The 26011-nt window shown below is 75.4% G+C and carries 20 protein-coding genes and 1 pseudogene; 12 read left to right on the top strand and 9 right to left on the bottom strand.

The genetic code is table 11. The features are described from left to right. Nucleotides 1–83: 83 nt before the first annotated feature. Both PGB27_RS02595 and PGB27_RS02590 read left to right on the top strand, forming a co-directional pair. Nucleotides 84–300, top strand: a pseudogene (locus PGB27_RS02595) (helix-turn-helix domain-containing protein); the annotation flags it as partial. A 567-nt stretch (nt 301–867) separates the two neighbouring features. Next, entirely contained in the window at nt 868–1707 is an 840-nt protein-coding gene (locus PGB27_RS02590) for a PspA/IM30 family protein (protein WP_274198767.1), read from the top strand. 7 nt (nt 1708–1714) lie between these two features. On the opposite strand, the gene PGB27_RS02585 is transcribed toward PGB27_RS02590, so the two are convergent. The 3 genes from PGB27_RS02585 to PGB27_RS02575 all read right to left on the bottom strand — a co-directional run bounded on the left by PGB27_RS02585 (nt 1715) and on the right by PGB27_RS02575 (nt 6064). Then, the gene (locus PGB27_RS02585) at nt 1715–2539 is read right to left on the bottom strand and encodes an AraC family transcriptional regulator (protein WP_274198766.1); all 825 of its coding nucleotides are present in this window, start codon (nt 2537–2539) and stop codon (nt 1715–1717) included. A gap of 32 nt (nt 2540–2571) precedes the next feature. Further along, on the bottom strand, nt 2572–3198 hold the full coding sequence (locus tag PGB27_RS02580; RefSeq protein ID WP_274198765.1) for a hypothetical protein: 627 nt from the start codon (nt 3196–3198) through the stop codon (nt 2572–2574). 106 nt (nt 3199–3304) lie between these two features. After that, complete coding sequence (locus PGB27_RS02575; RefSeq protein ID WP_274198764.1) at nt 3305–6064, bottom strand: AAA family ATPase; 2760 nt, start codon at nt 6062–6064, stop codon at nt 3305–3307. Between the two features lie 97 nt (nt 6065–6161). On the opposite strand from PGB27_RS02575, the gene PGB27_RS02570 reads away from it, so the two are divergent. Next, nucleotides 6162–6578 carry a DUF2000 domain-containing protein gene (locus PGB27_RS02570; protein ID WP_274198763.1) on the top strand — a complete coding sequence of 139 codons (417 nt, stop codon included), beginning with the start codon at nt 6162–6164 and terminating at the stop codon, nt 6576–6578. Here PGB27_RS02570 and PGB27_RS02565 read toward each other — a convergent pair. From PGB27_RS02565 to PGB27_RS02555, 3 genes are all read right to left on the bottom strand, one after another. Further along, entirely contained in the window at nt 6575–7450 is an 876-nt protein-coding gene (locus PGB27_RS02565; protein ID WP_274198762.1) for a DNA-formamidopyrimidine glycosylase family protein, read from the bottom strand. The genes PGB27_RS02570 and PGB27_RS02565 overlap by 4 nt on opposite strands. 36 nt (nt 7451–7486) lie before the next feature. Beyond that, entirely contained in the window at nt 7487–7807 is a 321-nt protein-coding gene (locus PGB27_RS02560) for a hypothetical protein (protein WP_274198761.1), read from the bottom strand. A 78-nt stretch (nt 7808–7885) separates the two neighbouring features. After that, nucleotides 7886–9661, bottom strand: coding sequence for an MFS transporter (locus PGB27_RS02555; protein WP_274198760.1), 1776 nt, complete (start codon nt 9659–9661; stop codon nt 7886–7888). Between the two features lie 179 nt (nt 9662–9840). Here PGB27_RS02555 and PGB27_RS02550 point away from each other — a divergent pair, with 179 nt between their 5' ends. Both PGB27_RS02550 and PGB27_RS02545 read left to right on the top strand, forming a co-directional pair. Beyond that, nucleotides 9841–11352, top strand: a complete 1512-nt coding sequence (locus PGB27_RS02550; RefSeq protein WP_274198759.1) for a M28 family metallopeptidase — start codon at nt 9841–9843, stop codon at nt 11350–11352. A gap of 103 nt (nt 11353–11455) precedes the next feature. After that, on the top strand, nt 11456–12268 hold the full coding sequence (locus PGB27_RS02545) for an IclR family transcriptional regulator (protein ID WP_274198758.1): 813 nt from the start codon (nt 11456–11458) through the stop codon (nt 12266–12268). Nucleotides 12269–12475: 207 nt separating this feature from the next. Here the strand turns inward: PGB27_RS02545 and PGB27_RS02540 are convergent, their stop codons facing one another. Together PGB27_RS02540 and PGB27_RS02535 are read right to left on the bottom strand one after the other, a co-directional pair. Then, on the bottom strand, nt 12476–13462 hold the full coding sequence (locus PGB27_RS02540) for a hypothetical protein (protein ID WP_274198757.1): 987 nt from the start codon (nt 13460–13462) through the stop codon (nt 12476–12478). A gap of 198 nt (nt 13463–13660) precedes the next feature. Further along, complete coding sequence (locus PGB27_RS02535) at nt 13661–18520, bottom strand: ATP-dependent helicase (protein ID WP_274198756.1); 4860 nt, start codon at nt 18518–18520, stop codon at nt 13661–13663. A gap of 71 nt (nt 18521–18591) precedes the next feature. Between PGB27_RS02535 and PGB27_RS02530 the strand changes: the two genes are divergently transcribed. Together PGB27_RS02530 and PGB27_RS02525 are read left to right on the top strand one after the other, a co-directional pair. Then, on the top strand, nt 18592–19818 hold the full coding sequence (locus tag PGB27_RS02530; protein ID WP_274198755.1) for a patatin-like phospholipase family protein: 1227 nt from the start codon (nt 18592–18594) through the stop codon (nt 19816–19818). Beyond that, complete coding sequence (locus PGB27_RS02525; RefSeq protein ID WP_274198754.1) at nt 19815–20486, top strand: GAP family protein; 672 nt, start codon at nt 19815–19817, stop codon at nt 20484–20486. The genes PGB27_RS02530 and PGB27_RS02525 overlap by 4 nt, the downstream gene beginning before the upstream one ends. Before the next feature lie 25 nt (nt 20487–20511). Here PGB27_RS02525 and PGB27_RS02520 read toward each other — a convergent pair whose 3' ends face one another. Then, nucleotides 20512–20652 (bottom strand): hypothetical protein, encoded by a 141-nt coding sequence (locus PGB27_RS02520; RefSeq protein WP_274198753.1) that lies wholly within the window; start codon nt 20650–20652, stop codon nt 20512–20514. A gap of 86 nt (nt 20653–20738) precedes the next feature. On the opposite strand from PGB27_RS02520, the gene PGB27_RS02515 reads away from it, so the two are divergent. The 5 genes from PGB27_RS02515 to PGB27_RS02495 all read left to right on the top strand — a co-directional run bounded on the left by PGB27_RS02515 (nt 20739) and on the right by PGB27_RS02495 (nt 26010). After that, on the top strand, nt 20739–20933 hold the full coding sequence (locus PGB27_RS02515; RefSeq protein WP_274198752.1) for a DUF3046 domain-containing protein: 195 nt from the start codon (nt 20739–20741) through the stop codon (nt 20931–20933). A 249-nt stretch (nt 20934–21182) separates the two neighbouring features. After that, nucleotides 21183–22223 carry a recombinase RecA gene (gene recA / locus PGB27_RS02510; RefSeq protein ID WP_274198751.1) on the top strand — a complete coding sequence of 347 codons (1041 nt, stop codon included), beginning with the start codon at nt 21183–21185 and terminating at the stop codon, nt 22221–22223. A gap of 89 nt (nt 22224–22312) precedes the next feature. Further along, nucleotides 22313–22888, top strand: coding sequence for a regulatory protein RecX (locus tag PGB27_RS02505; protein WP_274198750.1), 576 nt, complete (start codon nt 22313–22315; stop codon nt 22886–22888). A 228-nt stretch (nt 22889–23116) separates the two neighbouring features. After that, nucleotides 23117–23953 (top strand): hypothetical protein, encoded by an 837-nt coding sequence (locus PGB27_RS02500; RefSeq protein ID WP_274198749.1) that lies wholly within the window; start codon nt 23117–23119, stop codon nt 23951–23953. After that, a complete protein-coding gene (locus PGB27_RS02495; protein ID WP_274198748.1) occupies nt 23953–26010 on the top strand; it encodes a fumarate reductase/succinate dehydrogenase flavoprotein subunit in 2058 nt (685 codons plus the stop codon). Before PGB27_RS02500 ends, PGB27_RS02495 begins: the two co-directional genes overlap by 1 nt. Nucleotide 26011: the final 1 nt, after the last annotated feature.

Raw genomic sequence — 26011 nt, 5'->3', positions numbered from 1 at the left:
CGGTGGACGGACACGGTCGTCGACGCCCCGCTCTCGGGGCGTCACCCAGGGATTCCCCGACGGCCGGTGCTGGGAGGTGTGCCATGTCGCTGCTGTTGCGCGAGGCCATCGGTGGGGCCGTCCGCCGCGCTCGGACCGAGCGGCGCCGCACGCTGCGTGACGTCTCGCGGGAGGCGCGGGTCAGCCTCGGCTACCTCTCGGAGATCGAACGGGGCCGCAAGGAGCCGTCCAGCGAGCTCCTCGCCGCCATCTGCGATGCGCTGGCCCTGCCGCTGCCCGAGCTGCTCGACGAGGTCGCCGACACCCTGCGTCCCGTCCCGCGCCGCGTGCCCGCCGGTGTCGGTGGCCGTGGCTTCGGCGACGACACCGCGGTCGACGACGAGCTGCGCACCGCCGTCGAGGAGGCGTTCGAGACGGAGTCCGGCGCGACCGACGGCCCGGCGGCGTCGGCGAGCGCGTCGGCGAGCATGTCCGCGCGCATCCCCACCCCGCCCGAGCCCGAGGACCCGGCGCCGCCGCGCACCGTCGCGCTGCCCGAGCCCGAGGGCGCTCCGGGCCACGACGCCGGCGAGGAGGTCGTGGCGCCCATCGACGGGGCCACGACGGTCCGGCTGGTCGGGAGACGCAGCGCAGCGGAGCTCGACCCCCGGAACGGCCTCGCGGGCACCGGGGGCGGCGCCCGCACGGTGCCGCTGGTGCGCGTCGCGGCGTGAGGCGTGTGATCGGTGTGAGCGGCACACCGGTCGTGATCGTCGGACCCGGCGGGTCGGTGGAAGCCTCCGCAGGGAGGTGAGACGATGGACATCGAGACCAGGCGCGGATGTCGCCGCCTGAGCCGAGTCGACGTCACGAGTTGGGCGGGAGCAGATGGCCAACCCCTTCGTCAAGGCCTGGCGGTACTTCCTGGCCGCGTTCTCCTCGCGGATCGATGAGCACGCCGATCCGAAGGTGCAGATCCAGCAGGCCATCGAGGACGCGCAGCGGCAGCACCAGGCGCTGTCGCAGCAGGCCGCGTCGGTGATCGGCAACCAGCGCCAGCTGGAGATGAAGCTGAACCGTCAGCTCGCCGACATCGAGAAGCTGCAGGCCTCCGCGCGCCAGGCGCTGGTCATGGCCGACGACGCCCGCGCCAAGGGCGACGAGCAGGGCGCGCAGCGCTACGAGCAGAGCGCCGAGCAGTTCGCCTCGCAGCTGGTCACGGCCGAGCAGAACGTCGAGGACCTCAAGACGCTGCACGACCAGTCGATCGGCGCGGCGCAGCAGGCCAAGCAGGCCGTCGAGCGCAACGCGCAGGTGCTGCAGACCAAGATCGCCGAGCGCACCAAGCTCCTCAGCCAGCTCGAGCAGGCCAAGATGCAGGAGCAGGTCTCCGCGTCGCTGCGGCAGATGAGCGAGGTCGCCGCGCCGGGCAACACCCCGTCGCTCGACGAGGTGCGCGACAAGATCGAGCGCCGGTACTCCACCGCGCTCGGGCAGGCGGAGCTGGCGCAGAACAGCGTCCAGGGCCGGATGCTCGAGGTCGAGCAGTCCACCCGCGACTACGCGGGCAAGAGCCGCCTCGACCAGATCCGCGCCTCGATGGGCCAGGGACAGGTGGGTCAGGGCCAGGCCCAGGTGCCCGCGGGCCAGACCACCCAGGCGCAGCCCGCGCCGGCGCAGCCCCAGCAGCAGCCGACCCAGCAGCAGCAGGCGCCCCGCCAGTACTAGAGCGGCGTCACGCACCCCGGGCCGTGAACCGGCCCGGGGTCGTGCCGACCACCCGGCGGAAGTGCCGGGTGAGGTGCGCCTGGTCGTGGAAGCCCGCGGCCGTGGCCACCGCCGCCGGCGCCATGCCCTCGAGCACGAGGCGCCGGGCCAGGTCGACGCGCCGCCCCGTGAGGTAGCGGTGCGGCGGCAGCCCGAACTCGGTGCCGAACGCCCGCACCAGGTGCGTCGGGTGGGCGTGGAGCAGGCGTGACGCCTCGTCGAGCCCGAGCCCCTCGACCAGCCGGTCGTCGAGCAGGTCGCGCAGCCGGTGGGCGAGGCCGGGGTCGCGGCTGTGCTCGCCGTGGTGGGGCTCCTCCGGGCGGGCGCCGAGGTGGGCCGCGAGCCGCTCGGTGACGAACGCGAGCCGGCTCTGCGCCGCGAGCTCCTCGCCGGGCTGCGCCAGCACGTGGTGCAGCTGGTCGACGCGGCGGCGCAGGACGGCGTCGTCGACCGCCGGGTGGTCGACGGCGCGGCCGACCAGCGAGGTCCCGTCCGCGGCGTCGAGCGCGGCGTCGTCGAGGTAGACCACCCGCTTGCGGAAGCCCTCGGGGCGCGCCGAGCGCCCGTCGTGCGCGACGTGGGGCGGCAGGAGCGTCACCGACGCCGGCACCGCGCCGTGCTCGTGGCGGTCGAGGTCGTAGCGCACGGCGCCGTCGTCGATGATCAACAGCGTCCACGCCTCGTGGGTGTGCGACGGGTACGCGTGGTCGACGAACCGTGCGTGGAACACCTCGGCGACGCCCGGGACCGCGGGACGCCAGGCGCGGACCCGGTCCCGCGATCCCGTCGCCATGGCCCGAACCTACGCCCGGCCGCCGAGGCTCCTCAGCGCGCGATCGGCGCGTCCGCGGCGTCCACGTCGAAGCGCTCCATGCGGTCGGGCGGCGAGACCAGCGCCGGGTCCTCGCCGGCGGCGGGGTCGGTGGCGTCGACGGCGCCCCGGGCCGCGTCGACCGTGGCCGGACCCGTGGCCAGGAGCAGCGCGCGCATCGACCGCGAGAGGTGGTCCCAGAGGATCATCAGGCGCACGGTGCCGGGCAGCGCCTGCAGCGCGGGGATGACGTGGCGGCGGTGCACGCGGTCGGTCGCGGCCCTCGCTGCGTCGCTCATCGGTCCGTCGAAGGCCGCGACGGCGACGACCGCCGGGTCGGCGGCGGGGTCGGCGCCGGGCTCGTCGTCGATCACCTCGTAGACGGTGTCCTCGACCATGGCCGGCCGCGGGACGTCCCCGGTGGCGGCGCGGGTGCGGTCCGAGGCGGCGCGGGCGTCCTCCTCGGTGGTCCACAGCGTGATCAGCGCCCGCATCGCGGTCGACCCGGAGACGAGGAAGTAGGCGCCGCTGTAGCCGGCGTGACGGCGCAGGATGTCGGTGAGCTCCTGGCGGCTGCGGTCGGGGTCGGCTGGATCGACGGTGGGGGGCAGCGAGCTGACGGTCTGGAATCGGGCGAACACGGCGGCCACGTCCTCTCGGTGGTGGGGTGGGGTGCCACCGAGCGTGGCGGGCGCGGGGCCGGCGGACCTCCGCGCTGGTACGCAGATCGCGGTACGCAGCCCGTCCTCAGGTACGCACCCCGTCGCGTGTCCCGGCGGCCCACGAGGCGAGCTGGGTCCGGTTGTGCAGCCCCAGCTTGGCCAGCGCGTTCCGGACGTGGGTCTCGACGGTGCGCTCGCTGATGACGAGGCGCTCGGCGACCTCCCGGTTGGGCAGGCCGGTGGCGACGAGGGCGACGGTCTCGCGCTCGCGGGCGGTCAGGGACGCCGCGCCCGCGCCGAGGCCGGTGAGGTCGGCGAGCAGCGCGGACGCGCCCTCGAGGGTCGGGCGCAGGCCGAGGCGGCGCGCCACCGTCCGCGCCTCGTCGAGGACCTGCCGGGCCCGCTCGCGGTCGCCGGCGGCGCCCCGGGCGGCGAGCGCGCGGCCCAGCTCCAGGTCCGACTGCGCGAGCCCCGGCGCCGCGCCCAGACGCCGGTCGGAGGTGACGGCCTGCTCGGCGAGGCGGACGGCCTCGTCGTGCTCCTCGGGGGAGCGGGCGAGGTGGCGGGCGACCCGCGTGGCGAAGCGGGCCACGGGCCCGACCGAGCCGGTGCTGCTGTCCCCGCGCAGGGCCGTGTGCGGGCGCAGCTGGGCGAGCAGGGCCCGCGCCACCTCGGTGTCGTCGAACGCGACGGCCAGCTCACTGCCGCAGCAGGCGATCGGGCGCCACCGGCCCGTCGGCGGGACCTCCCAGAGGTGCGGGCGCAGCTCGTCGTAGAGCGTCCGGGCGACGTCCCGGTCGCCGCGGTCGAGGAAGGCGACGCCGGCGGTGGCCCAGAAGACCGGGGCGTGCCGCATGCGGGCGAAGGCCTCCTCGTCGGGGTGCCACGTCGCGAGGCTGCCGAGGTCGCGGTGGAGGAGGCTCGTGAAGCCCTCGTAGAGGGGCTCGGCGGTGGGGTCCTGCCCGCGGCGCCCCACCTCGCGGAAGCGGCCGGCGAGGGCGAAGGCGTCGGCGTAGCGGCCGGCGAGGTGGGCGCGGGCGGCGCGCGCCCGCAGCTCGTGCCAGCGGGCGAGGGTGCCGCCGAGCTGGTCGGCGACCGCGCCGAGCGCCTCGATCCCGGCGTCGACGACCTCCAGCGCGCCGAGCTCGAAGGCGTCCTCGATGCGCCAGACGTGACCCCAGATCAGCGCCTCGGGGCGTTGCGTCGCGGCGCCGAGGGCGATGGTGCGCCGCCCGACGGCCAGCCGGTCCTCGATCCCGCCGGGCCCGCCGCACACCTCGTAGCGGGCGTGCAGCGCGTGCAGGACGGCGTCGACGCCCTCGGGCTCGTGCTCGTGGCGGTCGGCCATCGCGAGCGCCCGGGCCGAGCTGTCCCCGGCCTCGTCCGGGTGGCCGCGCACCGCCGCGATCATGGCCTCCTGGGCGAGCACGCGGGCCCGCCGCGCCGAGTCCTCCCCGGCGAGCAGCGTCGCGGCGCGCTGCACGAGCCCCTCGATCCGGCCGGCGACGAGGGTTTGGCCGACCCCGCGCACGACGACGGCCGCGGCCGCGGCGAGGTCGGCCCGCCCGGCGTGCTCGGCGACGTCGAGCACGGTCGCGGCCTCGGCGAGGGCGTCGGTGGTGCGGTCGGCGCGGACGAGGGTGCGGGCGAGGGCCAGGCGCACCTCGGCGCGCGCCACCGGGTCGTCGGTGACGTCGAGGGCGCGGCGGTACCAGGCGGCGGCGTCGTCGGGGGCGCGCCGGGCGGTCGCGGCGTCGGCGGCGCTCCGGCAGGCGTCCGCGGCGGCGGCCCGGGCGGCGGGGGAGTCGGCGGCGGCGAGCCGGTGGCCCGCCACCTCGCCGGCCTGCGTCGACGGGAGGGCGTCGGCGAGCCGGCGGTGCTCGGCGAGGCGGCGGGCGGCGGGGAGCCCGTCGCGGCAGGCGGCGCGCACGAGCGCGTGGGACCACCGCACCCGGCCCGCGTCCTGCGCGTCCTCGACCAGCAGGCCGGCTCCCAGCGCCGCGGCGAGCGCGTCCGGGCCGTGGTCGCCGAGGAGGTCGCGCGCCACGTCGTCGCCGGCGACGGCAGCGGTGGCGACGAGGTCCCGGGCGGCGGGGGAGAGGCCGGTGACGCGACGCCGGACCAGGGGCGCGACCGCCTCCGCGTGCACCTCGGGGGCCACCAGGAGCTCGCGCAGGTGCAGCGGGTGCCCCGCGCTGACCCGCAGCAGGGTGTCGACGTCGTCCTCGGCCGGCTCGTCGTCGTCGCGGCGGCGCAGCAGCTCTCGGACCGCCGCGCGTCCCAGCCGACCGGGGCGCAGCACGACCGGCAGCGCGGCCTCGAGGCCCGCCGGCGCCGGCTCCCGGGTCGTGGCCACCAGCAGCACGGGTGGACCGCGCGTCGCCACGACCTCGCCCGCGAGGTGGCGCAGCAGGGCCAGCGAGGCCTCGTCGGCGGCGTGCACGTCCTCGACGGCGACCACGAGCCCGCCGTCCGCCGCGGCCGCGAGGGCGTCGACGGTGTCGGCGACCGCCCGGAACCGGGCCTGGGCGTCGCTCACGCCGGGGCCCGTCGCGGCGGGGTCCAGCACCCCCGGGTCGAGGCCCCGGTCGCGGGCCGCGGGGCTGCCGAGCAGGCGCAGCCACGGCCAGAACGCGGGCGCGCCGAGATCGTCGCTCGCCCGTCCCAGCAGGGCCGGCACGCCCCGGCGCTCCGCGGTGTCGAGCAGCGCCGCGAGCACCGTCGACTTGCCGATCCCGGCCTCGCCGGCGACGAGCACGGCCGTCCCCCGGCCCGCGCACGCCTCGTCGAGCGCCCCGGTGAGCACGGCCGCCTCGTGCTCGCGGCCGGGCGGCACGTCCTCCATCGGGGCAGTGTGGACCCGTGGTGCCCGCCGTCACAGCCCCGGAGGACGCCAGGAACGTACAAGACCGTGGCGCCCCGCGCGGGCGATCGTCGGCGTCATGAGCAGCGGATTCGACACCAAGATCGCCGTCGTGCTGCGCGACGACCTCGCCGGCTGGCAGTCCCTCAACGTGACCGCCTTCCTCGTCAGCGGCATCACCGCGGCGGTCCCCGAGCTGGTCGGCGAGCCCTACGCCGACGCCGACGGCACGCGCTACCTCGCGATGCTCGGCCGACCGGTGATGGTCTTCGCGGGCGACGCCGACGTCCTGCGCACCGCCCACCGGCGTGCCCTCGACCGGGGCCTCGCGCCCGCGATCTTCACCGCCGACCTCTTCGCCACCGGCAACGACGCCGACAACCGCGCCGCGGTGGCGAAGGTGGCCCGCGCCGACCTGGACCTCGTCGGGATCGCGGTGCACGGCCCGCGCAACGCCGTCGACAAGATCGTCAAGGGCGCGCGGATGCATCCCTAGTAGCGCGCCTGACGCCCCGACTGCTGCTGGGGGCGACGGCCGCGGCGGCGCTCGAGGGGCGGGTGGGGCCCGGGCTGGCAGGTGGGGCAGAAGTAGGCGATGCGGTCCTCGCGATCGGGCGAACCATCGTCCTGCCCGGCCGTGCGCACGACGTCCCGGCAGCGCCGGCAGCCCCGCCCGCCGCGCTCGAACACCCAGTGCTGGGCGCCCTCGCCGAGGTCGCCGGTGGTCGACTGCTCGGGGCGCCAGGCGTTGCGGACGAGCAGCTTGTGGGCCCAGGCGACGGCGTCGTGGACCTGGCGGTCGGTGAGGTCGCCGACCCGCGTCCACGGCGAGACGCCCAGCAGGAAGCAGATCTCCGCCTTGTAGAGGTTGCCGACGCCGCACGCCACGCGCTGGTCGAGCAGGGCGGCGCCGAGCTCGCGGTCGGGGTCGGCGCGCAGGCGGCGCTCGACCTCGGCGGCGTCGGCGGGACCCCACGACGCCCCGAGCAGGTCGGGGCCGAGGTGCCCGACCCAGGTGTCCTCGCGCTCGGTGGGCAGCAGGTCGAGGTCGTGGAGCCGGAAGCCGACGGCGACGCGCTCGGGCACCTCGAGGATCGCCCGCACCTGGTGGTCGGGGCCCCGCCACGGGCGTCCGGGCCGGTAGAGGTGCCACGACCCGTCCATGCGGAAGTGGCTGTGCAGGCTCGTCGCGTCGTCGAAGCGCGTGAACAGGTGCTTGCCGACGCTGACGACCTCGAGCACCGTCCGGCCCGCGAGGTCGTGCTCGATCAGCCGCGGGTGCCGCAGCTCCCCACGCGTCAGCGTCCGGCCGGCCAGCGCGTCGTGCATCCGCCGCCCGGCGAGGAAGACGGTGTCACCCTCCGGCACCCCGCCATCGTCCCACCGCGCCGCGGCGGGCGCGGATCAGTCGTCGGGTGTGCCGGAGCGCGCGGCGACGGCCTGCTCGTCGACACCGTCCCGGGGATCGCCGGTGAAGGGGCCGGGCGCCAGGGCGCCGGAGAGGCGTTCGCGCAGCGTGGCGAGGTCCCGGTTGTGGGGGTCGCGCGGGTCGGTGGTGGCGCGGTCGACGCTCTGCAGCAGGTCGACGAGCTGCTCGAGCAGCGCCCGGGCCTCGACCCCGAGCATCGCGAGGTCCTCGGTGTCGAGCGGGCGCGTCACCGTGCCCGCGCGCAGCGCCGAGATGGCCTGGCGGACCGCCACCACCGGGGTGTCGTCGCTGGACATGCGTCCCTCCGGCTCCGTCGTCGTCAGGAGCGCATCGGATGCCCGCCCGCCGCGGACGACGAACGCGGTCGACGCAGATCAGGAGCGCGAGGGGCAGCCGGCTGTGTCCGCCGCGGGGCGCGCGACCTCGGTGATGTCCGCGAGCGGGTCGGGGATGCGCGCGAGCACGAGGGGCCGGTCGAGGGTGTCCTGGCCCGGCGCCACGTGCACGGCGGTCGGCTGCGCGCCCGTGAGCCCGGCGATGACCAGGACGGGACGGTCGGCACCCGGGTCGGCCGCGAAGGCCCCGTCGGGGTCGACGGGCGTGACGGCGAGCTGGCGGCCGTCGTGGCCCACGAGCGTCACCCGGGCGCCCGTGGCGGGCACGCCGTGGTCGTCCAGGACCCGGCCGCGGACGAGGGGGTGCGACAGGACCTCGGGCTCCGGCTCGACCTTCTCCACGTGCTCGCTCGGCTCGGGCAGGTTCGGCACGGCGAGGCTCACGACCAGCGCGAGCAGCGCGCAGCCCGCGGCGATGAGCAGCGTGGTGCGCAGCGCCCCGAGCGATGGCACGAGCGTGCCCTCGACCGGCACCGTCGACGCCGAGAGCACGACCGCGGCGACCGCCGACGCGGTCGACGTGCCGATCGAGCGCATGAGCGTGTTGAGCCCGTTCGCGGCGGCGGTGCGCGTGGTGGGCACCGCGCGCATGATCAGCGCGGGCAGGGCCCCGTACGCCAGGGCCACCCCGGCGCCGATCACCGAGATGACGAGGGACACCTGCCAGGCGGACGAGAGCAGCACGGTGCCCGCGGCGTAGGCGACGGCGATCACGACGAGGCCGATCCGCAGCGAGGCGCGCGGGCCCCAGGCCGCGGAGACCCGCGCGGTCACCGGCGACATCAGCATCATCACCACGCCGTTCGGCGCCAGCGTCAGGCCGGCGACGAGCAGGCTGAGCCCCAGCCCGTGCCCCGACGCGAGCGGTGCGGAGAGCAGCTGCGGGAAGACGACCATGCCCGTGAACATCGCGACGCCCACGGGGATCGAGATGAGGTTGGGCAGCAGCACCGCGCGGCGGACGTTGAGCCGCAGGTCGACCAGCGGGTCGCGCACGCGCAGCTCGTAGAACCCCCAGGCGAGGAGGGCGACCACCGCGACGCCGGCCGAGGTCAGCGTCGCCGCGCCGGCCCAGCCCCACTCGCCGCCCTTCGACACGGCGAGCAGCAGCCCGATCAGTCCGATGGAGAGCCCGACCGCGCCGCCGGTGTCGAACCGCCCGCCCGAGCGGGTCGTCGACTCCGGGATGACGACGGCGACGAGCACGAGCCCCGCGAGCCCGAGGGCGCCGGCGACCCAGAACAGGGCGTGCCAGTCGGCGACCTCGACGATGACCGCGGCCAGCGGCAGGCCGAGCCCGCCGCCGATGCCCAGCGTCGCGCTCATCAGCGCGATCCCCGAGCCCAGGCGCGCGGGCGGGAGCGTGTCGCGCATGAGGCTGATGCCCAGCGGCACCGCGCTGACCGCGACGCCCTGCAGCGCGCGCCCGACGAGCACGGGTACGAGGTCGGAGCTCACCGCGCAGAGCACCGAGCCGACGACGAGCAGTCCGAGCGTGCCGAGCAGGACGCGGCGCTTGCCGACCATGTCGCCCAGGCGCCCGGCGATCGGCGTCGCGACGGCGCCGGCGAGCAGCGTCGCGGTGATGACCCAGGACGCGGTGGCGGTCGACGTCGCGAGCAGCTGGGGGAGCTGCGGCACCAGCGGCACCACGAGCGTCATGCAGAGCGACGCGACCAGGCCGACCGACGACAGGACCGTGACCACCACGGCCGGGCGGGGACGGGCCGCCTCCGGTGCCTCGGGCTGCGGCACGCACCCTCCTCGGGGCTCGGGGGACGGCGGATCGTTGGCTGTGCCAACCAACTGTAGCGGCCGGGGTATTCCGCAGGGGCGTGAACCTGGTCGCCCCCACGTCTCCCTCGACGCCGCCGGGCCGCTGCCCGGGTGGTTCGTGTCACGTCGTCGCGGACCATCCGCTACCGTCCGTGAGCATGATCGCGACGCGTCGGGGGGCCGTCACGGCCCTCGCCCTCAGCGCCCTCCTCGCGCTCGTGACCGCCTGCGGCTCCGGCGATGCCGGCACCCCGGCGGCGGCCGCCCCGAGCAGCCCCACGGCCGCCGGCCCGGCGCCCGACCGCGAGCTCGCCCGGCGCCTCGCCGAGCAGGCCACCGGTGACGGCGCGTTCGCCCACCTCCAGGAGCTGCAGCGCATCGCCGACGCGAACGGCGGCAACCGCGCGGCGGGGCAGCCGGGCTACGACGCCAGCGTCGAGTACGTCGCCGGCCGGCTGCGGGAGGCCGGGTTCCGGGTGGAGACGCCGAGCTTCCCGTTCGACACCTTCACCGCCGAGGCCCAGACGCTCACCGTCGGCGGCGCGCCGGGGCCCGCGGTGACCGCGCTGACCTACTCGCCGACCACGCCGCCGGAGGGCGTCACCGGCCCGCTGGTCGCCGCCCCCGACGCCCCCGGCGACCCGTCGCCCGGCTGCGAGGCGACCGACTACGCGAACCTGCCGGCCCGCGGCGCCGTGCTGCTCGTCCGTCGCGGGACGTGCACGTTCACGCAGAAGCAGCAGGTCGCGGCGGAGGTCGGCGCCGCGGCGGTGCTGGTCGGCAACAACGCGCCCGGGCCGCTCGGCGGCACCCTCGGCTCCGTCGCCGACGGCCGCCTGCCCACCGGCGGGCTGGTGCAGCCCGACTTCGACGCCCTGCTCGCCCGCGCGGGCACGCCGGCGACGGTCACGCTGGTCACCCGCTCGCAGACGATCACGACGCGCAACGTGATCGCGCAGACCACGACGGGCCGCGCCGACGAGGTCGTCATGAGCGGCGCCCACCTCGACTCGGTGCCCGAGGGCCCGGGCATCAACGACAACGGCTCCGGCTCCGCCGCGCAGCTCGAGGTCGCGCTGCGCCTGGGCAGCGCCCCGCCGGTGGCGAACGCCGTGCGTTTCGCGTGGTGGGGCGCCGAGGAGGTCGGGCTGCTCGGCTCGACGGCCTACGTGCGGGGCCTGACGCCCGAGGCGCGCCGCGACATCGCGGTGGTGCTCAACTCCGACATGCTCGGCTCGCCCAACCCCGCCTACCTCGTCTACGACGGCGACGACTCGGACCGCCAGGGCGCGCCGCCGGGGCCGGGCGGCTCGGACGGCATCGAGCGCACGCTCGCCGGTGCCCTGTCGGCCACGGGCGTCCAGCCGCGCGGCACCGACTTCGACGGTCGCTCGGACTACGGCCCGTTCATCGAGGCCGGCATCCCGGCGGGCGGGCTCTTCACCGGCGCCGAGGAGGTCAAGACGCCCGAGGAGGCCGCCCTCTGGGGCGGGCAGGCGGGCCAACCGTTCGACCGCTGCTACCACCAGGCCTGCGACACCCTGGCCAACATCGACCGGGTCGCCCTCGACCGGATGCTCGACGCGCTCGCGGTCGGCGTCGGCACCTATGCCGTCGACCTCGGCGGCCCGAACGGCGTTCCCTCCCGGGACCAGCGCCAGACGCGCTGAGAGCAGGTAGGGTTGCGTGATCCGCAACCCGAGGCCGCGTCGGTTGGGCTGAACGGCCCCCGCTCGCCGTCCGGGTCCACCCGGTCGGCCAGGATGGAGGGCGATGACGTCCACCCACGGCGACGACGGCGGGTCCGGTCGTGAGCGCAGCGAGCCCTCGCTCGTCCGCTCGGTCGACCGGGCGGTGACGGCTCTCGAGGTGGTGGCGGCCCGCGGCGAGGTGGGCATCACCGAGCTCGCCGAGGAGCTCGGGGTGCACAAGTCGACGGCGTCGCGGCTGGTGGCGGCGCTGGCGCGGCGCGGCATGCTCGAGCAGCTCGGCGACCGCGGGAAGGTGGCCCTGGGGTTCGGTGTCGTGCGGCTCGCGGCGTCGGCGACGGGCCGGATGGACATCGCCCGGCTCGGTCAGCCGACCTGCCAGCAGCTCGCGGAGCTCGTGGGGGAGACCTGCAACCTCGCCGTCCACGACGGCGAGGCGGCGATCAACGTCGCCCAGGAGTTCGGCAACGCGTCCATCACCACGCAGAACTGGGTGGGCCGGCGCACGCCGCTGCACGCCACCTCGGCCGGCAAGGTCCTACTGGCCTACATGGGCGACGCCGAGCGCCGGGCCTTCCTGCGCCGCCGCCTGCCCCGTTTCACCGAGTCGACGATCACCGAGCCCGCGGCGCTGCGCACGGAGCTCGCGCGGGTGGTCGACGAGGGCCACGCGCGCTCGTTCGAGGAGCTCGAGGTCGGCCTGCACGCGGTCGCCGTACCGGTGTGGGGCGCGGGCGGTGACGTCGTCGCGGCCCTGTCCGCCGCCGGCCCGGCGTACCGGCTGCCGCGCCGGCGGGCCCGAGCCATCGTGCCCGACCTGCGCTCCGCGGCCGAGGAGCTCTCCACCCGCCTGGGCTGGGTCGGCGACTCGGGCTGACCGTGGTGCAGCGAACGGGCGGTTCGCTGCTTCTACGGCAACGAACGCGCTGTTCGCTGCGTCCGGGGCCCGGCGTCCTGTCCTCGCTGTGGCTCACCACGTTCCTCGAGTTCCTCGAGCCGGTGACGTGGCTGCGCTTCGCCGCCCGGTTCGCCCTGGGGTTGGCTGTCCACCTCGTCCACGGCCGGCGGCGGTCGCGCCCGGCCGCTACCTCAGGTCCGGATGGTCCTTGACCCACCACAGGAACTGGCGGGCGTGGTCGAGGTCGACGAACCGGTTCCCGATCAGCTCGACGAGCAGGTCGTTGCTCCAGTAGGCGAGCCGCCCGATGGTCTGCGACGACGTCTCCGGCGCGGGCAGCTCGAGGCCGAACACCTGGCGGGCGATCTCCCGCTTGCCGCCGGCCGGACTCGTGTAGATCAGGATCGGCAGGAAGCGCTCCGGCTCGGCGATGCACAGGACGCGCGTGAGCATCGCCTCGCGGAACCCGGGCATCGCGGGCGGTGTGTCGGAGGTGATCAGCTCGGTGAGCCGATCCTCCGGCGCGGGCGGGTCCTCGCCGCGCAGCAGGTGCTCGATCACCCCGCGGAACGCCTCGGCGGCGCGCTGGCTGCCCAGCGCCCGCCACTCGTCGTTGAAGCGGCTCATGTTGCCGGGCCGGGCGACGACCTTGCTGTTCGCGAAGTCCCGCAGTGCGTTGGGCGTCGTGTACGGCAGCGCGTCGGCCTCGAACGCCTGCCGGTAGACGTCGCGGTAGCGGCCGGCCTCCTCGTCGGGGTGCGGGAAGTCGGCGAGGAACTCGCGGCGCAGGGCGTCGATCACCCGCCAGCGCTCGGGCGGGACGTCGGCGGCGGTCGCGGTGAAGCGTCGCCGCGCGGTCTCGACGTCCTCGGCGCTGCGCGCGGGCCGGACGGGGCCGCGCGTGCCCGCCGTGCGGCCGGCCGACCCGGTGACGGAGGTCGACGAGCGGGTGGGGGCCCGGCTCGCGGGGGTGCGGGTGCCCCGGGTAGTGCTCCGGCTCGTGCCCGTCCCGCGTGAGCGCGTGGTCTGGCTGATCGCCCGCGGCGAGACCGGCTTGGCGCCGAGCACCCACTCGTGCCCGCAGGCGGTGCACCGCATCATGTTGCGGCCGTCGTCGGCCATGCCGAGGTACTCGGCCGCCGACTCCTCACACGTCGGGCACGCCAGTGCCATGACACTCCCTGCTCGTCGGCTGCTCGGTGTCGTCGCTCAGCCTGCCGTGACCCGTGCCGGCTCGCGCGGGCAGGTCTGCGGAGCGGACGGGGGCGCTGTCGGCCGCGATCCGACGCCACCCGGGCGAGGACGGGCGACCGCCCGGACGCCGGGCCGGCGGACCTGTCCTCGACCTGCGCGAACGATTGACGACCGCCGTCAGGCCCGCAGCCGCAGCCCCTTGGGGCTGTGCCGGAACCCCGCCTCGGTGAGGACCTCGGCCAGCACGCCGTCGAGCGCGCCGGATCCGTCGGCCTTCTCCACCGCGATGCTGCCCAGCCAGCCCTCGCGCACGGCCGTGGCCAGCGCGGACGCCCCGGCGGCGAGGGCCTCGCGGTCGGTGGTGAAGCTCAGCACCGACTTCCCGCCCCGCTCGACGTAGATCCCGGGCTCGCCGTCGACGAGCACGACCAGCGCGCCGGCCTTGCGGCCCGGGCGGTGGGAACTGGTGCCTCCGTCCTGGCTGCCGACCGTCGCGGGCCACTCCAGCGCTGCGCCCCACGGCTGGGCGGGGTCGGTGGCCGCGAGCACGAGGGCCTTCGGCTCGCCGCCGGCGTCCTCGTCGCGCGACTCGGCCCGCAGCCGGTCGATGGCGCCGGGCACCGCGAACTGCGCGGCGCCCAGTCCCTCGATGACGTAGCCGCGCCGGGCGCGCCCGTTCTCCTCCATCGCGCGCAGCACCGGGTAGATGCCGGCGAAGCCGCCGGTGGCACGCTCGGTGTCGAGCGCGCCGCGGGTGAGCACGCCGTGGCGCTCGAGGAACGCCTCGGTGCGGGCCTGGGCGCGGCGGGTGGGCTCGGCCTCGCGCGCCGGCACCCCGGACCAGCGGCCGGCGGCGGTGGGCGGCCCGGTGCGCGAGGGCATGGGTGCGCGCCCGAGCCGGGCGTAGCGGCCACGCGAGGCCGTCCGGCGCTGGCGGTGCGCGCCGCCCCGCGATCCGCCGGAGCCCCGCGATCCGCCGCCGGAGACCAGCGCGCGGACCGGGGCGAGGGTGTCGTTGGTGGCGAGGCCCGCCCAGACCAGGTCCCACAGCGCCGCGACGAGCGTCGCGTCGTCGGGCAAGTCGATCTCCCGGGAGGTCTCGGACCCGCCCGCCGCCCGCAGCACCGCGTGGGTGCGCTCGCCGAGCTGGCGGAAGAACAGCGCGCCGCCGGCCTCGAGCGTCTCGAGCAGGGCGCGGTGCACCGGGGTGTCGGCGAGGTCGGGCTCGGGATCGGGCAGCAGGAGGTCGGCGAGGTCGGTCGGCGCGACCGCCAGCCACCCGTCGCCGCCGGCCAGCGTGCCGCAGCCGGTCCACGTCACCTCGCCGGCGCTGGTGAGCTCGTCGAGCAGCGCGGGGGAGTAGCCGGGCAGCCGGGCCGGCAGCACGAGGCTCTCGAGCGCGCTGGCCGGGATCGGCGCGCCGGCGAGCTGCTCGACCACGCCGAGCACGTCGTCGGGACCCGGGGCGCGCCGGAGGCGGCCGTGGTTCGCGGTCCGCGCGGCAGCTCCGCTGCGCTGCGTGCCGCCCCCGATCCCGTGCCACGCGGGCAGGAAGCGCCCGAGGGCGGCGGGCTCGACGGGCTCGACCTCGGCGCGCAGCCGGGCCAGCGAGCCGCGGCGCAGCCGCCGTAGGACCTCGGCATCGCAGGCGTCCGGGCCGGAGGCGGGCAGGCCGGCGGGCACCCCGGGCAGCGGCGGCGCGCCATCGGGCCGCAGCTCGCCGCGCACCAGGCGCCCGGAGGACACCAGCCGGTCGATCACCCCGCCGACCACGGCGACGCCGAGCCCGAAGCGGTGCGCCGGCGCGGCGACCGGGAACGGGCCGCGGGTGCGGGCGAAGCGGGCCAGCAGGTCGCCCAGCGGGTCGGGCACCGGCTCGGTGAACGCCTCGGGCACCCCGACCGGCAGGCCCGCGCCGAGCGCGTCCCGGAACCGCCCGGCGTCCTCGATGGCGATCCAGCGCTCCTCGCCGGCGACCCGCACCCGGATCGCGCGCCGGGCCGCCTCGAGCTCGGTGAGCCACGCCTCCTGGACGCCACGGGCGGCGGCCTCGTCGGTGGTGAGGTCGCCGACGAAGCGCAGCAGGTCGGCGGTGCCCTCGGCGTCGCGGACGTGGCGCTCGGGGTCGGTGCGCTGGAGCTGGCCCTCGATCTCGGCGAGCACGTCGGCGTCGAGCAGCTCGCGGATGGCCTCCGAGCCCAGCAGCTCGGCGAGCAGTGTGGAGTCGAGCGACAGCGCCGCGGCCCGCCGCTCGGCCAGCGGCGCGTCGAGCTCGTAGAGGAACATCCCGACGTAGCCGAACATCAGCGTCCGCGCGAAGGGCGACGCGCTCGCGGTGGCGACGTCGACCACCTGCACCGCCCGCGAGCGGACGTCCCGCATGAGCTCGGTGAGGCCCGGGACGTCGTAGACGTCCTGGAGGACCTCCCGCATCGTCTCGAGGACCACCGGGAACTGCTCGAACCGGCTCGCGACCGAGAGCAGCTGGGCGGCACGCTGGCGCTGCTGCCACAGGGGTGTGCGGCGGGTGGGGTCGCGGCGCGGCAGCAGCAGCGAGCGGGCCGCGCACTCGCGGAACCGGGCGGCGAACAGCGCCGAGTTGCTCACCTCGCCGGTGACGATCTGCTCGACCTCGTCCGGGTCGAGCAGCACGTCCTCGGCCGTCGGCAGGACCTCCTCGCCGCTGTCGTCGAGGGCGTCGGGCAACCGCAGGACGATGCCGTCGTCCGCGCTCGCCGCCGAGACCTCCAGGCCCCGCTGCTCGCGGAACCGTGCGGCGATCGCCAGCGCCCACGGCGCGTTGACCTGCGCACCGAAGGGGGAGTGGACCACGAGGCGCCAGTCGCCCAGCTCGTCGCGGAACCGCTCGACGACGATCGCCCGGTCGCTCGGGACGTGGCGCGTGGCCTCCTTCTGCTCGCGCAGGTAGGCGCGCAGGTTGTCCGCGGCCCAGTCGTCGAGCCCGGCCGCCTGCGCCCGTCCGCGCGCCGCCTCCTCGTCCGCTGCGGCGACCTCGCGCACGAACGCCCCGAGCGCCCGGCCCAGCTCCAGCGGGCGGCCGGGGGCGTCGCCCTTCCAGAACGGCATCCGCGCCGGCACACCGGGCGCCGGCTCGGCGACGACGCGGTCGCGGGTGATGTCGAGGACCCGCCAGCTCGTCGAGCCGAGCAGGAACGTGTCGCCGACGCGGGACTCGTAGACCATCTCCTCGTCGAGCTCGCCGACCCGGGAGCCGCCCGTGCCCCCCTCGCCCGAGCCGGGCGTCACCACGGTGTAGAGGCCGCGGTCGGGAATCGTGCCGCCGCTGGTGACCGCGAGGCGCTGGGCGCCCGGGCGGCCGGCGAGCTGGTCGGTCACCCGGTCCCAGGTGATGCGGGGGCGCAGCTCGCCGAAGTCCTCGCTCGGGTAGCGCCCGGCCAGCATGTCGAGCACGGCGCCGAGCGCGGAGTCGGGCAGCCCCGCGAAGGGTGCGGCGCGGCGGACCAGCGCGGTGAGCTCGTCGACCGACCACGGCTCCATCGCCGTCATCGCCACGACGTGCTGGGCGAGGACGTCGAGCGGGTTGCGCGGGTAGTGCATCGCCTCGATCGCGCCGCCGGCCATGCGCTCGGCGACGACGGCGCACGACACGAGGTCGCCGCGGTACTTGGGCATGACGACGCCGGTGGACACCGCGCCCACCTGGTGCCCCGCGCGCCCGACGCGCTGGAGCCCGCTCGCGACCGACGGCGGCGCCTCGACCTGGATCACGAGGTCGACCGCGCCCATGTCGATGCCCAGCTCGAGGCTCGACGTCGCGACCACGCACGGCAGGTGGCCCGACTTGAGCGCCTCCTCGACGTTGGTGCGCTGCGTGCGGCTCATCGAGCCGTGGTGGGCCCGCGCGACGATGACCTCGGCGGGCTCGGCCGTGCCCGACTGGCCCACCGCCTCGGCGGGGAAGGGCCCGACGACCGGGGCGAGCTCGTCGGCCTCGTCGTCGGTGGGCCCCTCGGTGCGGTCGGCGTCGGCATCGTCGGCATCGTCGGCGGCATCGTCGACGTCGGCATCCAGCTCGACCGGCGCCTGGTGCGCGGCGGCGGCGTGGGCCCGCTCGGTGGCGAGCTCGTTGATGCGTGCCGTGAGCCGCTCGGCCAGGCGTCGCGAGTTGGCGAACACGATGGTCGAGCGGTGCTCCCCGACGAGCTCGAGGATGCGCTCCTGCACCGCCGGCCAGATCGAGGCGCGCTGGGCCGCGCCGGCCGCCGACCCCTCGACCTCCTCCTCGACGCCCGGACCGGACTGGTTGTCACCGGCGTCGAGCGCCGACATGTCCTCGACCGGCACCTCGACGCGCACCTGCACCGTCTTCGCCGTCTCCGGCGCGACCACCCGCACCGGCCGGCCGCCGCCGAGGAACGCCGCCACCTCGTCGATCGGGCGCACCGTCGCCGACAGGCCGATGCGCTGCGCCGGCGCGTCGAGCAGGGCGTCGAGGCGCTCGAGGGAGAGCGCGAGGTGGGCCCCGCGCTTCGAGGCGAGCACGGCGTGGACCTCGTCGACGATCACCGTGTCGACCCCGCGCAGCGACTCCCGCGCGGCGGACGTGAGCAGCAGGAACAGCGACTCCGGTGTCGTGACGAGGATGTCGGGCGGCGTGCGGTTGAAGGTGCGCCGCTCGTCGGCGGGGGTGTCGCCGGTGCGGGAGCCGACCGTGACGTCGGGGCGGGGGAGGCCGAGGCGCTGGGCCGCCTGGCCGAGACCGGCGAGCGGGGAGCGCAGGTTGCGCTGGACGTCGACCGTCAGCGCCTTCATCGGCGAGACGTAGAGGACGCGGCAGCGGCGCGTGGGCTCGTCGGGCGGCGGCGTTGTGGCCAGCCGGTCGAGCGCCCAGAGGAAGGCGGCGAGCGTCTTGCCCGACCCCGTGGGCGCCACGACCAGCGCGTGCTGCCCCTCGGCGACCGCCTCCCACGCGCCCGCCTGCGCGGGCGTCGCGCCCGCGAACGCGCCGGTGAACCAGTCGCGAGTCGCGGGGGAGAAGCGGTCGAGGACGTCCACACGACCATGGTGCCCCCGACCCCCGACAACGACGCCGCGTGCCCGCGTCGGTGATCCCCTAGCGTGGCGGGATGAGGATCGCGCTCGCGTTCCAGGGCGGCGGCAGCCACACCGCGTTCACGGCGGGCGTCGTCGCGCGCTGGGTGCGGCGCGGGGCGTTCGACGGCCACGAGGTGGTGGCCGTCAGCGGCACGTCGGGCGGGGCGATCAACGCGCTGCTCGTGTGGTCCGTGCTGCGCGAGGGCAGGCTCGACCGGGCCCCCGAGGTGCTCGAGGCGTTCTGGGAGGACAACGCGGCGCGCGGGCCGGTCGAGCGGGTCGGCAACGCCGTCGCCGTCGGCGCGGGGCTCGCGCAGAGCCTGGGTCTCGCCCCGCCGCTGAACCCCTACCTCCTGCCGCCGCCGTTCGACGGGCGCGCGGAGTTCCGCCGGCTGGTGCGTCGTCACGTCGACCTCGACGCGTTCGGGGTGGACACCGACGCCCGCCACCCGCGCCTGGTCCTGGGCGCCGTCGACGTGCTCAGCGGGGCGTTCCGTGCCTTCGACAGCCGCCGTGACGCGATCACCGCCGACACCGTGCTCGCCTCCGCGGCGATCCCGACCCTGTTCCGGGCGGTCCATCTCGACGGCGGCGCCTACTGGGACGGCCTGTTCTCCCAGAACCCGCCCGTGGCGCCCCTGCTCGACGACGACCCCGACGAGCTGTGGGTCGTGCAGATCAACCCGACGCGGCGCGACACCGAGCCCCGCACCACGCTCGACATCGCCGACCGGCGCAACGAGCTCGCCGGCAACCTCTCCCTCTACCAGGAGCTGGCGTCGATCGAGCGGATCGACCAGCTCCTCGCCGCAGGCACCCTGACCCCGGACAGCGGCTACCGGCAGGTCGCCGTCCGCGTCCTCGAGCTGACACGCACGCCCGCGGCGGGCCTGCTCGGCGCGGCGTCGAAGGTCAACCGCGACGTGACCTTCCTGCGCGAGCTGCGCCGTCGCGGCCGCCAGCAGGCCGACGTCTTCCTCGCCGCGCTGCGCTTCGAGCGGGCCTGGACCGACGGCGACGTCGCGGCCCTGCGCGCGCTGCTCGCCGAGGCCGTGGTCACGCTGCCCGAGGCGCCCGAGGACCCCGCCGCGTTCCTCGCCGGCTCCGTCGTCCGCGACCCCACCCGCAAGGAACTGGTCGGCGACGAGGTCACCTGGCGCGTGACCACCGGAGGCGCCCCCGGCGTCCTGACCGCGGTGCTCGTCGGCACGCAGCTCGTCGCCCTCGACCTCGGACCGGTGCCGGAGAGCGAGCGGTGAGCCCCGAGGCCCTCGTCCTGGGCCTGCTCAGCGCGGTGCGCGGCGTCCCGCTCGCGATCGTCTACGCCTTCCTGCTCACCGAGCACCCGCGGCGGCTCCTGCTCGCCTACGTCGCCGCCGGCGTCGTGGTGACGCTCGGCGTCGGCATCGTCGTCGTGACCTGGCTGCACACGGGCACGCGGGAGTCGGACGCCACCACCGGACGACTGCTCGTCGACCTCGTCCTCGGCGCCCTCGCCGTGCTGTGGGCCCTCCTGCGCCTGTCGGGACGCGAACGGCAGCGCGTCCGGGCCCGGCCCACCCGCAGCAGCGTCCTGCCGCCGGCCCTGGAACGCCGGCTGCGCGCCCCCACCGTCCCGCTGGCCGGGGCGGCCGGCGTCGCGACGAACCTGCCGGGGCTCTACTACCTGGCCGCCCTCGTCGCGATCCTGCAGACCCACCCGTCGGCGGTCTCCGGCATCGCCCAGGTCGCCGTCTACACGCTGCTGCGCTTCGCCGCGCCCGTGGCCGCCCTGCTGCTGGTGGCCCTGCGCCCCGACCGGACGCTCGGGACGGTGCGCTCCGTGCACGCGTGGGGACGACGCCACGCCCGCGTGCTGCTGGCGCTGCTGGTCGGGGCGGTGGGGGTGTACCTGCTGGTCAAGGCCCTCACAGGGCTCCTGGGCTGAGGCGTGCCGTGACGTCCGGGGAGGGTCAGCGACCCCGGTTCTGGAACCACCACCGCAGCAGCACGACCAGCGCCGCGACGAGCCCGAGGATCGCCACGATCGTGGTCAGCGTGCCGCCGGTGGGGTCGAACGACGTGGCGGCGAGCGGGAGGTCGGGGACGGCCACGACCCGAGGTTACGCCCGGTTCGTCACACTCCGGGCCGGCTGTGGGGCGCGTCGGGCACCGCGGGCGGCCGACCTATCGTGGAGCCGTGCGGCTGACTCACTTCCGGCAGCTGATGGACGAGGAGTTCGGCGGCGTCCGCGCCGCGTCGATCTCCCGCGACCACGTCTTCGGCGGCCTCGACGGTCGCACCGTCGAGCAGGCGCTCGAGGACGGCGACGAGCCCCGCGACGTCTGGCGGGTGGTGTGCGCGGAGTTCGAGGTGCCCGCCGAGCGCCGGTGAGGGACCGGTGAGAGGCCGGTCAGCGTGCCCGTGCGCAGCCGACACGCCCGGACCGGGCGGGGCTCCCGGATCGAACACGTGTTCGTCTACCCTGCTCCGTACGGTCGCGCAGCGGCACCAGCGTCGCCGCCGTCCGTCCACAACCGTCCCGTCCGTCCCCAGGGCGACCGGCTCCGGCACCGCGCTGTCGGACCCCCCGCCTAGCGTCGGCGTCCGAGAGTCGACCCCCTGACACCGAGGTGACACCCCATGCCACAGGCACCGGATCGCGACAAGGCGCTCGAGCTCGCCCTCGCGCAGATCGACAAGCAGTTCGGCAAGGGCTCGGTCATGCGGCTCGGGGACGAGGGCCGGGCCCCGGTCAACGTCATCCCCACCGGCTCGATCGCGCTCGACGTGGCGCTCGGGGTCGGCGGGCTGCCCCGCGGCCGGGTGGTCGAGATCTACGGTCCGGAGTCCTCGGGCAAGACGACGGTGACGCTGCACGCCGTCGCCAACGCGCAGGCCCAGGGCGGCATCGCGGCGTTCATCGACGCCGAGCACGCGCTCGACCCGGAGTACGCCAAGGCGCTCGGGGTCGACACGGACGCGCTGCTGGTGGCGCAGCCCGACACGGGTGAGCAGGCGCTCGAGATCATGGACATGCTGATCCGCTCGAACGCCCTCGACGTCATCGTCGTCGACTCGGTGGCCGCGCTCGTGCCGCGCGCCGAGATCGAGGGCGACATGGGCGACAGCCACGTGGGTCTGCAGGCCCGCCTCATGAGCCAGGCCCTCCGGAAGATCACCGGCGCGCTCAACGCCTCGGGCACCACGGCGATCTTCATCAACCAGTTGCGCGAGAAGGTCGGCGTCATGTTCGGCTCCCCGGAGACCACGACGGGTGGCCGGGCGCTGAAGTTCTACTCCTCGGTCCGCCTCGACATCCGCCGCATCGAGACGCTCAAGGACGGCGCCGACGCGGTCGGCAACCGCACGCGGGTCAAGGTCGTCAAGAACAAGGTGGCCCCGCCGTTCAAGCAGGCCGAGTTCGACATGATCTACGGCCACGGCATCTCGAAGGAGGGCTCGCTGATCGACATGGGTGTCGAGCAGGCGATCGTCCGCAAGTCGGGGGCCTGGTACACCTACGAGGGCGACCAGCTGGGGCAGGGCAAGGAGAACGCCCGGAAGTTCCTCAAGGACAACCCGGACGTCGCGCTCGAGATCGAGAAGCGGATCAAGGACAAGCTCGGCATCGGGCCGAAGCTCGACGCCGACGACAGCGCGCCCGCCCCGGTCGACTTCTGACCGGCGTGGCCGGTCGCCAGGGGAGTGCCCGCGAGGGGGTCGGGCGGCGGCGGTCGTCGCGGGGGCGCACGCCGGCTCCGTCCGATCCCGTGGGCCTCGACGCGGACGGCACCGGCAGCGCGGACGCCGCCGGTGACGACCCGCCCGCCGACCCCGAGTCCGTCGCGCGCACGATCTGCCTGAACCTGCTCACCAGCCGCGCCCGCTCCCGGGCCGAGCTCGCCGACGGTCTGGCCCGGCGCGGCGTCGAGGACGACGTCGCCAGGCGTGTGCTCGACCGGCTGGCCGCGGCCAAGCTGGTCGACGACGCCGCGTTCGCCGAGCAGTGGGTGTCGTCGCGGCACCGCCACCAGGGGCTCGGCAAGCGGGCCCTGGCCGGCGAGCTGCACCGCAAGGGCGTCGACCGGGAGACGGCGAGCACGGCCGTCGACGAGATCGGGCGGGACGACGAGCGCGCCCGGGCCCGCGAGCTGGTCGACCGCCGCCTGCCCGCGATGGCCCGCCTGGACCACGCGGTGGCCGCCCGCCGCCTCGTCGGCATGCTCGCCCGCAAGGGCTACGACGCGGGTGTCGCGTACACCGTGGTCCGCGAGGCGCTGGCCGAGCGGGACGCCGCCGAGGACACCCTCGAGGCCCTGCACGAGGCCGCTGACCAGGACGGATGATCCCGTCGGGCGCCCGGACCGCGCTCTGTCGATCAGCGAAGTGGCCATCGTCACCCCGCGGCACGAGGGTGACCCGGGCGACATCGATGTTTGACGCGTCGTAGTGTGCGGCGCACCACAGAGCGTCGCGTCCGCGGAACGCATCGCCACCGGCCGTGCGGCCGGCGGCAGGACCCCGCCGATGCGCGCCCGTCACCGCAGACGAGGACCAAGACGAGGACCGGTGCCGTGACCACCACACACGACTCCGGGACGTACCGGCCGCCGGCGCCGGGGCGACCCGACATCCGACAGCGCACCCTGCGCACCGACCGCTGGTGGCTGCCGCCCCTGGCCAACGCACTCGGGCTCGCGACGTTCGTCGTCTACGCGACGATCCGCTCACTCTGGGGGTCGGCGTACTACGTCGAGGAGTACCACTACCTCTCGCCGTTCTACTCGCCGTGCGTGAGCGCCTCGTGCATCCCGGAGGCGAGCCACCTCGGCCAGTGGTTCGGCGAGATGCCGTGGTTCCTGCCCTACGCGCTGGTCTCGCTGCCGTTCCTGCTCCTGTTCCGGCTGACGTGCTACTACTACCGGAAGTCGTACTACCGGGCGTTCTGGGCGTCGCCGCCGGCATGCGCGGTCGCGGAGCCGCACACCACCTACAGCGGTGAGACGCGGTTCCCGCTGATCCTGCAGAACGCGCACCGGTACTTCTTCTACGTCGCGTTCCTGATCTCGATCCTCAACACGTACGACATGCTGCTGGCGTTCCAGAGCACCGACCCGGCCACGGGGCAGACGTCGTTCGGGCTGGGGCTCGGCACGCTCATCCTGTTGATCAACGTCATCGGGCTCTGGCTCTACACGCTGTCGTGCCACTCGTGCCGCCACGTCACCGGCGGGCGGCTCAAGCACTTCTCGAAGCACCCGGTGCGCTACCGCCTCTGGACGACGCTCTCGAAGCTCAACACCCGGCACATGCTGTTCGCCTGGCTGACGATCGGGACGCTGATCCTCACGGATCTCTACGTCATGCTCGTCGCGAGCGGCACCATCTCCGACCTGCGGATCGTGAACTGATGACCGACCCCGGAACCACCACGGCCTTCGAGGCCAGCGAGGCGGAGGCGACGGGCGACACCGCCGTCACCCACCACACCTACGACGTCGTCGTCATCGGCGCCGGAGGCGCCGGGCTGCGCGCCGCGATCGAGGCACGCCTGCGGGGCAAGCGGGTCGCGATCATCTGCAAGTCGCTGTTCGGCAAGGCCCACACGGTCATGGCCGAGGGCGGGATCGCCGCGTCGATGGGCAACGCGAACCCGCGCGACAACTGGGAGGTCCACTTCCGCGACACCATGCGCGGGGGCAAGTTCCTCAACAACTGGCGCATGGCCGAGCTGCACGCCAAGGAGGCGCCGCAGCGGGTCTGGGAGCTCGAGACCTACGGGGCGCTGTTCGACCGCACCCCCGACGGCAAGATCAGCCAGCGGAACTTCGGCGGGCACAACTTCCCGCGGCTCGCCCACGTCGGCGACCGCACCGGCCTCGAGCTGATCCGCACCCTGCAGCAGAAGATCGTCTCGCTGCAGCAGGAGGACTTCGCCCGCTCCGGCGACTACGAGTCCGACCTCGCGGTCTTCCACGAGTACACGATCACCGAGCTGCTCAAGGACGGCGACCGGATCGCCGGCGCCTTCGGCTACCGCCGTCCGACCGGCGAGCTGGTCTGCTTCCACGCGGCGGCGGTGGTGCTCGCGACCGGTGGCGTCGGCAAGTCGTTCAAGGTCACGAGCAACTCGTGGGAGTACACCGGCGACGGCCACGCGCTGGCCATGCGCGCCGGGGCGAAGCTGCTGAACATGGAGTTCGTCCAGTTCCACCCCACGGGGATGGTCTGGCCGCCCAGCGTCAAGGGCATCCTCGTGACCGAGTCGGTCCGGGGTGACGGCGGCGTCCTCAAGAACTCCGAGGGCGAGCGCTTCATGTTCAACTACATCCCCGAGGTGTTCCGCGAGCAGTACGCGACCAGCGAGGACGAGGGCGACCGCTGGTACACCGACGCGGACAACAACCGGCGCCCGCCCGAGCTCCTGCCCCGTGACGAGGTCGCGCGCGCGATCAACAACGAGGTCAAGGAGGGCCGGGGATCCCCGGCCGGCGGGGTCTACCTCGACGTCTCGAGCCGCATGTCGGCCGCGGAGATCACGAAGCGGCTTCCGTCGATGTACCACCAGTTCAAGGAGCTGGCGGACGTCGACATCACCGCCGGCCCGATGGAGGTCGGCCCGACCTGCCACTACGTCATGGGCGGGGTCGAGGTCGACCCGGACACGGCGGCGTCGGCGGTGCCCGGCCTGTTCGCGGCCGGCGAGGTCGCGGGCGGCATGCACGGCTCCAACCGCCTGGGCGGCAACTCGCTGTCCGACCTGCTGGTCTTCGGCTGCCGCGCGGGCGCCGGAGCGGCGGCGTACCTCGACGGGCTCGGCGACACGGTGCCGACCGTGTCGGACGAGTCGGTGACGGCGGCCCGCGAGGACGTGCTGCGCCCGATCCAGAACTCCGGCGGCGAGAACGCCTACACGGTGCACCAGGAACTCCAGCAGACGATGAACGACCTCGTCGGCATCATCCGCAAGGCCGACGAGATGGAGCTGGCGCTCAAGAAGCTCCACGAACTCGCCGACCGCATCCCGCGCGTCGCGGTCGACGGGCGCCGGGCCTACAACCCGGGCTGGCACCTCGCGCTGGACCTGCGCAACATGCTCATGGTCAGCGAGTGCATCGCGATGGCCGCGCTCGAGCGGCAGGAGAGCCGCGGGGGCCACACCCGCGACGACTACCCGACGATGGACGAGAACTGGCGCCGCGAGCTGCTCGTCTGCTCCCTGCGCGACGGCGAGGTCACGCTCGAGCACCAGGGCCAGCCGGCCATGCGCTCGGATCTCTTCGACCTCTTCGAGATGGACGAGCTCAAGAAGTACTACACCGGCGACGAGCTGGGCGGTCACCGTTCGGACGCTCCCCGGGGCACCGAGCGCGGCACGGAGGACGCCGGGGACGAAGCGGAGCGGAGCTCGACGAGCGTGGAGACCGGCGGCGACCCGGGCGGCGAGCTCACCGGAGGGGGAGCGTAGG

This window comes from Actinomycetospora lemnae, assembly GCF_028737315.1.
GTDB lineage: Bacteria > Actinomycetota > Actinomycetes > Mycobacteriales > Pseudonocardiaceae > Actinomycetospora > Actinomycetospora lemnae.
This window is presented reverse-complemented; position numbering and strand designations above follow the sequence as displayed.

Excerpts from the sequence above, each read along its gene's own strand:
- PGB27_RS02560 (WP_274198761.1), bottom strand. The coding sequence starts at position 7,807 with ATGTCCAGCGACGACACCCCGGTGGTGGCGGTCCGCCAGGCCATCTCG.
- PGB27_RS02575 (WP_274198764.1), bottom strand. The coding sequence starts at position 6,064 with ATGGAGGACGTGCCGCCCGGCCGCGAGCACGAGGCGGCCGTGCTCACC.
- recA (WP_274198751.1), top strand. The coding sequence starts at position 21,183 with ATGCCACAGGCACCGGATCGCGACAAGGCGCTCGAGCTCGCCCTCGCG.
- PGB27_RS02585 (WP_274198766.1), bottom strand. The coding sequence starts at position 2,539 with ATGGCGACGGGATCGCGGGACCGGGTCCGCGCCTGGCGTCCCGCGGTC.
- PGB27_RS02570 (WP_274198763.1), top strand. The coding sequence starts at position 6,162 with ATGAGCAGCGGATTCGACACCAAGATCGCCGTCGTGCTGCGCGACGAC.
- PGB27_RS02550 (WP_274198759.1), top strand. The coding sequence starts at position 9,841 with ATGATCGCGACGCGTCGGGGGGCCGTCACGGCCCTCGCCCTCAGCGCC.
- PGB27_RS02530 (WP_274198755.1), top strand. The coding sequence starts at position 18,592 with ATGAGGATCGCGCTCGCGTTCCAGGGCGGCGGCAGCCACACCGCGTTC.
- PGB27_RS02545 (WP_274198758.1), top strand. The coding sequence starts at position 11,456 with ATGACGTCCACCCACGGCGACGACGGCGGGTCCGGTCGTGAGCGCAGC.
- PGB27_RS02590 (WP_274198767.1), top strand. The coding sequence starts at position 868 with ATGGCCAACCCCTTCGTCAAGGCCTGGCGGTACTTCCTGGCCGCGTTC.
- PGB27_RS02495 (WP_274198748.1), top strand. The coding sequence starts at position 23,953 with ATGACCGACCCCGGAACCACCACGGCCTTCGAGGCCAGCGAGGCGGAG.
- PGB27_RS02540 (WP_274198757.1), bottom strand. The coding sequence starts at position 13,462 with ATGGCACTGGCGTGCCCGACGTGTGAGGAGTCGGCGGCCGAGTACCTC.